The sequence below is a fragment of the Infirmifilum sp. genome (assembly GCF_049970975.1).
Taxonomy (GTDB): domain Archaea; phylum Thermoproteota; class Thermoprotei; order Thermofilales; family Thermofilaceae; genus Thermofilum; species Thermofilum uzonense.
The window spans coordinates 1-9,492 of the sequence record NZ_JBMFLX010000046.1 but is presented as its reverse complement, the minus strand read 5'-3'; the positions used below and the strand labels follow the sequence as shown (position 1 = coordinate 9,492).

The 9,492-nt window shown below is 54.6% G+C and carries 15 protein-coding genes; 4 read left to right on the top strand and 11 right to left on the bottom strand.

Annotated elements, in window-relative coordinates; translation table 11 throughout:
* Positions 1–135: 135 nt before the first annotated feature.
* From ACP5KC_RS07015 to ACP5KC_RS06995, 5 genes are all read right to left on the bottom strand, one after another.
* Entirely contained in the window at positions 136–1,380 is a 1,245-nt protein-coding gene (locus ACP5KC_RS07015; protein WP_428287067.1) for a hypothetical protein, read from the bottom strand.
* A complete protein-coding gene (locus ACP5KC_RS07010; protein WP_428287066.1) occupies positions 1,352–2,026 on the bottom strand; it encodes a hypothetical protein in 675 nt (224 codons plus the stop codon). Before ACP5KC_RS07010 ends, ACP5KC_RS07015 begins: the two co-directional genes overlap by 29 nt.
* 14 nt (positions 2,027–2,040) lie before the next feature.
* Entirely contained in the window at positions 2,041–2,460 is a 420-nt protein-coding gene (locus ACP5KC_RS07005) for a hypothetical protein (protein WP_428287065.1), read from the bottom strand.
* A gap of 114 nt (positions 2,461–2,574) precedes the next feature.
* Positions 2,575–2,724: a hypothetical protein gene (locus tag ACP5KC_RS07000; RefSeq protein WP_428287064.1), complete on the bottom strand. Its 150-nt coding sequence runs from the start codon at positions 2,722–2,724 to the stop codon at positions 2,575–2,577.
* Positions 2,725–2,842: 118 nt separating this feature from the next.
* Positions 2,843–3,328: a hypothetical protein gene (locus tag ACP5KC_RS06995; protein ID WP_428287063.1), complete on the bottom strand. Its 486-nt coding sequence runs from the start codon at positions 3,326–3,328 to the stop codon at positions 2,843–2,845.
* Positions 3,329–3,523: 195 nt separating this feature from the next.
* Here ACP5KC_RS06995 and ACP5KC_RS06990 point away from each other — a divergent pair, with 195 nt between their 5' ends.
* The 4 genes from ACP5KC_RS06990 to ACP5KC_RS06975 are packed head-to-tail and all read left to right on the top strand — an operon-like array spanning position 3,524 to position 6,815.
* Positions 3,524–4,414, top strand: coding sequence for a hypothetical protein (locus ACP5KC_RS06990; RefSeq protein WP_428287062.1), 891 nt, complete (start codon positions 3,524–3,526; stop codon positions 4,412–4,414).
* Position 4,415: 1 nt separating this feature from the next.
* On the top strand, positions 4,416–5,153 hold the full coding sequence (locus tag ACP5KC_RS06985) for a hypothetical protein (protein WP_428287061.1): 738 nt from the start codon (positions 4,416–4,418) through the stop codon (positions 5,151–5,153).
* Positions 5,123–6,184 (top strand): HesA/MoeB/ThiF family protein, encoded by a 1,062-nt coding sequence (locus ACP5KC_RS06980; RefSeq protein WP_428287060.1) that lies wholly within the window; start codon positions 5,123–5,125, stop codon positions 6,182–6,184. The genes ACP5KC_RS06985 and ACP5KC_RS06980 overlap by 31 nt, the downstream gene beginning before the upstream one ends.
* A complete protein-coding gene (locus ACP5KC_RS06975; RefSeq protein WP_428287059.1) occupies positions 6,174–6,815 on the top strand; it encodes a hypothetical protein in 642 nt (213 codons plus the stop codon). The genes ACP5KC_RS06980 and ACP5KC_RS06975 overlap by 11 nt, the downstream gene beginning before the upstream one ends.
* Before the next feature lie 311 nt (positions 6,816–7,126).
* Here the strand turns inward: ACP5KC_RS06975 and ACP5KC_RS06970 are convergent, their stop codons facing one another.
* The 6 genes from ACP5KC_RS06970 to ACP5KC_RS06945 form a co-directional block, all read right to left on the bottom strand.
* Complete coding sequence (locus tag ACP5KC_RS06970; RefSeq protein ID WP_428287058.1) at positions 7,127–7,552, bottom strand: hypothetical protein; 426 nt, start codon at positions 7,550–7,552, stop codon at positions 7,127–7,129.
* Entirely contained in the window at positions 7,553–8,098 is a 546-nt protein-coding gene (locus ACP5KC_RS06965) for a hypothetical protein (RefSeq protein ID WP_428287057.1), read from the bottom strand. It abuts the gene before it with no gap.
* The gene (locus ACP5KC_RS06960; RefSeq protein ID WP_428287056.1) at positions 8,080–8,670 is read right to left on the bottom strand and encodes a site-2 protease family protein; all 591 of its coding nucleotides are present in this window, start codon (positions 8,668–8,670) and stop codon (positions 8,080–8,082) included. The genes ACP5KC_RS06965 and ACP5KC_RS06960 overlap by 19 nt, the downstream gene beginning before the upstream one ends.
* Positions 8,645–9,049, bottom strand: a complete 405-nt coding sequence (locus ACP5KC_RS06955; RefSeq protein ID WP_428287055.1) for a hypothetical protein — start codon at positions 9,047–9,049, stop codon at positions 8,645–8,647. The genes ACP5KC_RS06960 and ACP5KC_RS06955 overlap by 26 nt, the downstream gene beginning before the upstream one ends.
* A gap of 2 nt (positions 9,050–9,051) precedes the next feature.
* A complete protein-coding gene (locus ACP5KC_RS06950; RefSeq protein ID WP_428287054.1) occupies positions 9,052–9,342 on the bottom strand; it encodes a hypothetical protein in 291 nt (96 codons plus the stop codon).
* The coding region (locus tag ACP5KC_RS06945) for a hypothetical protein (RefSeq protein WP_428287053.1) at positions 9,299–9,492 on the bottom strand (194 nt) is incomplete at its 5' end. The genes ACP5KC_RS06950 and ACP5KC_RS06945, both read right to left, overlap by 44 nt.

Below are 9,492 nucleotides of genomic sequence, written 5' to 3'. Positions count from 1 at the left end.
GGCCGACCTCTTCAAGCTAGTCGACTTCGCGAGGTTCTTCGCCGGGCGTGTGAACCTGAGAGGCGGCTTCGCGCTGCTGATGCTTTCGGAGCACGAGGCGGAGGGGGCGGTCGAGGAGGTGGCGGCGCTCGGAGGTTAAGGCGCCCCCATTAAGAGGTCGCCCTCTCTATCTAGAAGATCCTGTGCTTCGAGTGCTTGAAGAAGAGTATCGTACCTGTAGACTAGGTGCTCAACGGTTAGTCGCATGAACGTCAAGGCCTCAGGAGGCCACCCGAGCAAGGCGTACCTCATGCCGCTGGGCGGCTTGCTCGCGGGCCTCCAGTACGTCGAAACAGCCGCGCTAAGCTGCTGCCACGCATTCATGAGCTTCTGCCTAGAGACCTCGATTAGGGGGGTTTGCAGCTTCAAGAGCTCCAGGTAGTGCCAGATGAGGAAGTTGAACGAGTTAACCAGGTAGCGGCAGCGAGGCAGGTTGTAGAACCTGATAGTGGCACCCTGGTACTCCGACACCAGCCTCCCGACCCACACTTCTAAACCTTGCTCTATGAAGCCACGGGCGGAGCACCCCACGATACTGTGGATATCGCTTTCGACCGCGACGGCTGAGTAGCTGCCTCCAGCTTCTTTAAGCGCCTTGCCTACGAACTTGGCGCACACCCTATCCCTAGCTTTGACGAAGAGGTAAGCGCACGCTACCTGTTCACGAGAAGCGTCGGGGGCAGAAGCCTCTACTATTTTCAAAAGCCTTGAAAGATTATGAGTGGGCATAACCTGGTGTGGTATATAACCATCTTCGCTCTTGCTTTTAACCAGGATTTTCAGGGCTCCCGCTTGCACTTTTTCTAGAACGTCCTCGGGAGAGAGAGCTCCTGAAGACGCTTCCTTTAGCTCGCGCTCGCTATCCTTTATGACCTCCCTCAGCTCGCCCTCGTACTCTTTCATGCACTTTTCACAAACGCAGCTGAAGTAGCCATGCTCGCTTGAGAATTCATAGAAGTCCGTGAGGTCTACAACTACTCCGGCGTATACCTCTGCCAGCTTCTTGAGCATGCTATTAAGGCATTCGTAGCCCCTGGTGGGGCATAGCTCCCGAACAAGATCCCCCTCGCTGTCCACCTGGCTGCAGTCTGGGGGGTTCACCAGGGGCGTCAGTATCGCCACGGTCTCCTTAGGCTCGAGCCCGGGTAGAGCAACGTCCGCGCCAGCCTCGCTCAAAACAGGGATCGCAGCTACTGCCCCATTATTTTTAATAGCTCTCAGAGCCTGCTCCCAGCTCTCCAGGAGGGGTTGACTAAGGGAATCAGCCTTCAGGTTAGGGAGAAAGCCTAGAACCTCTGCGGGTATTCCTAAGTCAACGATAACGCGCCACTCGTCGGTCATAGCTCCACACCTGCCACTCGACCATCGGGACTCCCTCCAGTCCTTCTCTCAGAATCCCCTTGACTGTGGCCTTTACTACTTTATTCCAAGGCAGATAAATTCTGACCTCTATGTTCTCTTTGTCATGGGGATCGCGGTCGGCACTCACTTCGACCCTTGCCCCGAGCATATCAAGCGTGCGTACTCGGAATACTCCTTTGTCCAGCTTCTTCGCGAGTCCTACAACTCCCCGGATGTACTCCCGCAGGGGCGGGGTGCAAGAGAGGATGGTACATTGTCGCGGTTCAACACAAATTTCTGGAGGAATTTTGTGAAAATTTTGAAAATGTTTGAGTATAAAGACCTCGAGTTTTTCGTTCGGCATGTTAAAAGAGAAAAACCGCATAAGCGGTTCCTCTTTATCAGGTAGTATTATTGCTACTGAGGAAGAGGTAAATGGTTTGAGGCCATTAGAGAATTTAAGCTCCCCGTGCAGCCTCTTCCCGGTCGTATCTTTGATGGTTAGATAGACCTTGTCGTAAGCCATGTCAGTAACTTGCACTCTCATATGAGCGTAAGGGTATGGAGGAGTCAAAGACCCATCAAAGTACTCTAACTCAAGCACTTTGTATCTTTTAATGTACTCAGAAAAAAAGTAGGTTTTCATAGTTTGGCTAGCATTCATGCTTTCCTCAACCTTTTAAGAACCTCCTCTGCTATGCTTTTGCCATCTTCAGGTAAAACTTTGAGGTACCATTTTTTCTCGACCCCCCCTCCGGGAACCACTATTTTCTCAATGACTTCACGTGAGAAGTCTTCAAACAGCGGGCTTATCCCCCCTGTCCACGGCTCGCCCAGGACATAAAACGGTCTCCCCTCCCCAAACTCTATTGGAATGTCGCTCACGAATCCTTTCTCCTTGAGCCTGTTGAGTAGGTACCGGATTCTAGACTCAGATTTCATCAGTATTTTGCTGAGCTCCTTCACCGTGAAACCTTCCTTTAGTTTACTCTTATTGTTGATGGCCTCCTTGCACATTACATAGAGTAGCACAGCCTCCATGAACCCCAGCTTGGGCTCGGCTTTACCCTTATTACTCATCGTGGAAGGATAACGCAACCCTGGAATATAAACTTTTGCTCAAACTCACGAATAGACACCGCGTAGCACTTATGCAGCTACCCCAACTACAAGGTTTCCTCGGCTCAAGGTGCCTTATCCCCCCCTTCCCAGCTTCTCCGTGACCGTCCTACTTCTTCCATTGATAGAGACTTCAACATAGCCTTTCTTTAATCTCTGCAGCCCTCCCGAGGGCTCCTTAGCCTCCTGCAGGATCTTCTCAAGCTCGTCCCCGCCTAAACTCACGAAGAGCTTAGCCGCGGCTGGTTCGAGGACAATGCGCCCACCCTCTAGCTTAACGATGAGCTCCGAGCCCTATAAACCTGAACCGCGCCCGTAAGAGCCCTCTCAGCCTCAAAGGCCCCTACTCCTTGCTCTTAAGCACTCTGCCGTAGTCCGTGGCCATCCCGAGCTCGCTGGCCCGCTGAAGCGCGTCCTCGAAGATGTTAAGGGCGACGACGACCTTCACCGGTACCTCGCCCGCTGTTTTCGGCTTCACGGCGACCTCGACCACGCCCTCGCCTTCCACCTGCCTATCAGCTAAGAGGCACTTCACGTCCCCCTCAACCGAGACGAGTACCATACCCCCTGCCCCTACCTTCACCCTCAGCCTGCCCCAGGAGCCCGGCCTCAAAGAGGGTGCCGAGACCTCCAAGACCCGGACCGCAGCCTTAACGGGCTCCCCAGCGGGCTTCACAGACCCCTTCCAGCCCTCGACCACCGCGAAGAGAAGGTCCCACCTCTCCCGGTAAGTGCAGGGCAGGCCCTCCGCTACCACGGGGAAGTCCACGTGGCTCTCCTCCCTCCAGTCGCCCCGCGTGAAGCTCCTGTAAACCACCGCGAGCAGCACTCTCAGCCTGCTTTCAAGCGACGCTAAGTGACGCCTAACTCCCTAAACTACCCTTTCGCGAACCCCAGCACCCTCTCCGCAGCTCCTCTGCACAGCTCCTCGTCGATCCAGGCGTCAGCGAGACAGGAGGTCGCGGCTTTCCCTCTTAGTAAAAAGTTTTAAATATAACCGTTTGATCATCTGACTGAAAGCCAGATGCAAACCCGGCAGGAAGCCGAGGGCTACTACATCTGGGTCGAAATATTCAGGAAAAGCTCCCTAGGAGTAGAAGAGAGATTAGGAGGCCTCGAGATCACCGCTCAAGGAAGCGAAACTCTCGGCCAGGTTCTCTCAAGGGAGTTAAGGGTAAGAACCGCGGCCGTGCTCGATAGAAACGGGGACCGTCTTCCATTAGACGTCCCTCTCGATCACCTTTTCCGAGACGGGAGATACGTCCGCATCAAGGTGCTCCTGCCTCCCAACTACATTTTCCTGGACATTCGTATCTCCGGTACTGGAAGATCCTACCGCCTTGTAGTTGAATCGCGGGAGACGCTGGGAGACGTTCTCGCAAGCATAGACCCCGGGAATGCTTCTGGCACACCTAAGGATTCGCTCGACCGAGAGCTCCCCTGGGATCGCTCCCTAGGGGAGCTTTTCCCCCGTGGCTACGCGGAGACAAGAATCATACCCGCTTCTCCCAGAGAGGTAGATCTCGGGGGAGCAAGGCGAGGGCTTTCTGACCCTTTCCTCAAACTCAAGGAAAAGTACGCCGGAGAGCTTGCAAAGCTGGGGTTTAGTCCAATTGAAGGCTCTATATCCTCGGAATGGATTTGGGAAGGGGAGTTTTGCGGCTTTAAGGCTTTAATCGTGATACCTCCTGTACCTGACAGCGAGAACCCAGTCCAGCTGTGGGTTTCTGAAGATTTGCAACGGATAATCAATTGGTTCCGATTGCTCAACAATAAGAAGAAGTTAAGGGAGAGAACGTACAGGTTTGTGTGCCCCCCTCATCACGGCCAGCCCAGCCTCGAGACTTTCCTGCATTCTATTCTCAAACTCATAAGAAAGGAAACTGGCTATACTTGTCCCGAGCTTAGGCGGTAATATGTCGGAAATCCTCGTAATCTACCCCGAGTGTTCTTTCCTGGGCTTTATCGACTTGATCGCTGAAGAGGCATTACGCAAGAAGGTCGAGGCCGCGGGAGTGTGGCTGGGGGGCCTCAAACCATCTCTAGGGAATCGCGTAGAAGTGCTCGCGCTAATCCCGGTTCTTCTTAATAGATACGAAGCAGGGCCCGCCTATGCTAGGATCCCGTTAGAACACCTCATATCTTTAGAGAAAGCTATTGGAGAAAAGCTAGGTACCCGGCTCCTCGTCACCGTTATTGTGCACACACACAATTGGCCGGGAGGGGCGCAATTCTTCTCGTCTCTCGATAAGTCTACCGCTGAGCAGCTGAGAAATCCCTACCTCATATTCGCGGTAGTTGATCCTTACAGCAAAGAGGTATCCCACTATGCTGTCGAAGGCGGTGACCTGCGAAAAGTAGAGTACAGGCTTATTAGCTACGACCCCCTCGTCTTCGACGGACAGGAAGTCGCGCCTGCATCCCTCTCTAAAGGCCTGAAAGAGAGCGAGCAGGGTTACGCGGAGCTTCTGGAAGAAGTTAGAAGGCTCTCCGTAAACATGCTCCTACTTGCGGAGAAGAGCCGAGAATTCTCCGAGTACATAGAGTACTCACTACTCCCAAGACTTGTGAAAATTGCCGAGACCACCTCGCGTAGGCGCAAATCACACAGGGGCTTATTTCCTTGGAGTACGATCCTACGGGGAAAAAGATGACGGAAAGCGGGAACAAAGGAGCGGGGATGACTCCCGAGGAAAAGAAGAGGTATTTTGACCGGGTACAGCGGTATGACAGAGAGAGGGTTGAGAATCTTCTCGATAGCAAGGTATGCATCGTGGGAGCCGGAGCGATAGGGTCTGCTCTCGCTGTATGGCTTGCACGTGCCGGAGTCTCCCAAATAGTTCTAGTGGACGGAGACATAGTGGAGCCGCATAACCTCGAGAGGTATGAGGGGTTAACTCTGAGAGACGTCGGGAAGTTCAAGGTTCACGCTTTAAGGGAGTACATCCTCGGGATCAGGCCTTGGGCTGAGGTAGAGGCTTTCCCGGAGCACTTGGGGAGGCTCTACCGGGAGTGTATAGAGAAACCCTCGGAGAGCGGCTGCACGAGTTTTCTTGATGCGCTTGAAGGAGTGAAACTCGTAATTACCGCTGTGGATAACGCCTGGGCTCGTTTTTACGCGACACGGCTCTCAATGGATCTGGGAGTCCCGTACCTAGAGGCAGCGTTCAGCGAGAAAGGCGAGGTCGGCGTATTCTTCTTCCCCGACACTCGGAAGGGGCCTTGCAGGCTCTGTACCTTACAAGAGGCGGACTTCACGACAGACTCGCTTGGCTACAACATGGGAGCCACGTGCCCCAAAACAGGAGCTTGCCTCAAGATCTACCTCAAGGAGCCCATGTTCGTTACAAGATGCAGCGGAGAGGAACCCGAGGAGAAAGTTGAGCTCGTCCAAAGTGAGGCAGGGCTCTTTGTCAAGTTCCGCTGTCCCGTCTGCGGGGACGAGCATCGCTACCGGCACCCCTCCACCCCCGCGCCAGCCGTGATAGAAGTGGCAAGGAGGGCTGCCTTAGAGGCATTCGAGGCAGCGGTATCTTTCCTAGCGCACGGGCAAGTGCCCAAGTGGCACGTTTTACTCGTGAAAACATCGCTTAACCCTCGAGAGTCGTACAGGGAGGGGGTCGCAATCAGGGTATCAGAGTCGCACCCACATGAGTGCCTGTGGGCGGTCTGCGGTGAGAAATAACTTACTTCTAGCTATAGCAATCATTCTTTTAATAATGCTCATACCACCTCTAATGTTCTGGGACTTTTTTAACTATCCTCTCCCTTATTTCATTCTTGTAGCATTCCCTGAAGCTTGGAAATCTCCCAAGATCCCGTTATATGCCCTCGGAGATTTACTTCTACTCGTAATAGCTATCGTCAGTATGGGGCCTATCTTGGAGGACTTCATAGAATCGGATTCCGACGAATTCTTAAAAATATTAATACCGCTATCCCTCATTATGGGTTTCTTTTTATTTTTCTTCATTATTAGATTGGCTGGTTATCTTGTACTCACCGTTTACCTTGCAAGCGTGCTTTTCAGGCTCTGGGCTATGAGACCTCCTTCACCTCCACCAGTACCAGTTTTCCCTGAGCAACAAAAGCGCCAGCTACAGCAAAGTCAGAAGATAACTTACCCAAACGAGCCCGTTCTTAGGTGCGTGATTCATCAGGATCGAGTTATAAGGAGAGGGGGCGTCTACTATGAGTGCAGTGTAAACCCTGACCATATCTTCTGTGAAGAATGCGCAAAAGGGTTTCTTGAGCACTACGGATTCCTACGCTGTCCCTTCTGCCCGAACTCAGCGTTACGGAAACGTAGGCAGTAACGTGCGTAAGCTACAGTAAGAAGCGCATTTTAACCAGTGAGCCGCTAATGGTGAAGCTGGCCAGCTCTAGCATCAATCTCTCAAAACCCTTCTAAGCAAAGAGATGGTTCCGAGGAAGTGAAAGCGGCATAAGGGGATTGTTCAGGTGCATAGATTCTCTCAAAAAATCACCGAGAGTCTAGGAGCGAGTTTTAGGCTTGATTAGGGCTCATATATGAAAAAGCTATAAACAGCGCCGCATGGCCTCTGCAGACACAACAGAAGGGCATTTGCTGAAAGCTTCTGCTTTAAGAAAATTTAGAACTAAGAATCTACAGATTATTGCTGAGGCTTATAGTGGCAGAGCCAATAAGTGCGGCAATAAAAGCCGCCAAGTACAGCCACTTGTGGAGAAGGGCTGAAAGGGCAGCTAGAACGGTCAGCGCGATTAGCCACATGTCTCGCTCGGCGGCCGTCACGAGGCCCGCTTCGACTCTTCCGGCAAAGCGCAGGAGGAGAACGGCAACTGCCATAGCGATGGCTGAAAAGGCAGCAGCGATGGCCAAGAGCGCCTGCGAAACCGAGACGAGGAGCTTGAAGGCAGAGCGAAGAGGCTCGGGCAGTATGCTCACGGTATCGCCGGCTATCGATACGAATACCGCGAGCAAACCGAGCTTGGTCAAGTCGAAGACGGCTAGCAGTATCAGAATTACTGCGGAGATCCTAAGCAGGATGCCTTGAAACGACCAGTGCTCCATTCACACAACCCTCCGAATTCCTAGAACTCCAAGGACGTTCCCAGCCTCTACCACCACTGCACCGGCCTTCTGGAGATCCTCGCAGCGACCCTCGGGGCAGACGGCAACCACATAGGGCCATGCACGCGTCATTTCCGAGACGGGCTTTGCAAGCTGCTCTGGTTTCTCGACCAGGCGCGCCTCGGCCTCGTAGAGGCCCGGCCTCAGCGGCAGCTTGAGAGCCTTTAGTAGCACTACGGCCTCTGGCCCGCTGATTAGGATGACCGGGATGCTCCTAGCCGCCTCCACAAGAGTCGGTGAAGGTATCGCAAAAACCGAGCTACCTCTATCCCTCTTCTGGAAGCTTAGCCGCGCGGGAGGCTTAGGCGCAGCAGGCACGAGCGCGACTACCCCCGCGCCCAGGCTCCTAGCTCTCTCCGCTACCTCCAGCAGCTGGTCAGGAGCCTGGCAGATAATGAACGGCAACGCCTGCTCCCTTTTCCTAGGCCCGAATCGCAGCAAGGATGAGAAGCGCTCTAAGAGCTGCTTTAAGGCCACACTAACCACCCCACTGCGCTCTGGGCAGTAACCAGAGAGACTATCACTGCGCAAAAGATGGCTGCCGCGAAGGCTGCTGCCCAGATCTCCCTGCTCCAATTCATGACCTTGTAGCCATCAAGGGGCGGGAAGGGCAAGAGGTTGAAGACCGCTAGACCGGAATTCACGAGCGCGGCTAGTGCTAGGAGGGGGGACGCAGGCGAGAGGCTAGCGGCGAACGCCGCAACCGCTATGTTCGCGAGGGGGCCTGCCACCGCGATCTGGCCCTCATCCTCGGGGGCGGCCCAGCCCTCGACCACCACCGCGCCTGCAGCGCCCACTTTCACCAAGCCGCCTGTAAGTAGGCAGATGGCTATTGAGGCGAGGAGCATGAACGGCGAGAGACGGAAACCAGCCCTTAGCCCCATGCTCTCAGCCACGTACTTATGGGCTAGCTCATGCGGCACAAAGGCGGAGGCTACAGCAATGAGTGCGGGAACGAAAAGGGGTAGAGCAGGGTACGAGTACACGAGCGCCAGCCCGAGCACCGCCAGCGCCAACTCTAAGAACTCCTCCTCAGCCGCAAAGCGCTCGCCTAACACGAACCTCACCCTTCGGCGCCCGGAAGGACTGCGCCCCTGCAATGGAGCCGAGGTACCTTACCTCCACGTTGTGTCCCAGGGCCTTCGCCACCAGCTCGGCTATCCCCAGCGCCACGGCATCGCACTCCCTCTCGGGCACGTGCCGATCTGGTGGGTCGAGGAGGTCTAAGGTTATCTCGTAGCGCTCCTCCCTCCTACTGCCGCAAATCACAGCTCTGAGGCGTCCCTGCCCCCCACTAAGCACGGCTACGCCAGCAAACTCGGTAGCCCCTCTCTGCTGCAGCGTGAAGCCTGTGAGCTCGAGCAGCCTGAGCATCTCGTGGAAACGCTGGGAAATATCCTGTGCATTGGCCTCGATCAAGTACCTCCTATTGGACATGCTTACCACGCTTTAGGCACAGTGTAGATGGCCACGCTCTCCGACCTGGACAGCCTCTCCCCCTTCTCTTTGCACGCCGATTTAACCCTGTTAACGAAGCACTCGAGCTCGTGGCACGTCGCCCTACTCTTCCCCAGAATCTCCTCGAGCCACTTCAAGTCCCTGGCATCCTCCCTTAGGCAGTCACCAATCTCCCTTTGCACGTAGGATATTGCCTCCTCGACGGACGGGTAATCTACCCCAATTATATCACTGAAGGTGACCCTCAGCTCCTCCTCGCCGACGAGCTCCACGGAGGAAACCCTCTCTGCTAGGCTGGGGCTCTAGCCACCCAGTCCAGGGAGACGCCGAGCGCTGGAGCCCCTTAAGGGACGGGACCCTCACCTCCGGCTCGACCTGCCTGCGCTCCTCCATACTCATCTCCGCTTCAACGGCGAGAGCGC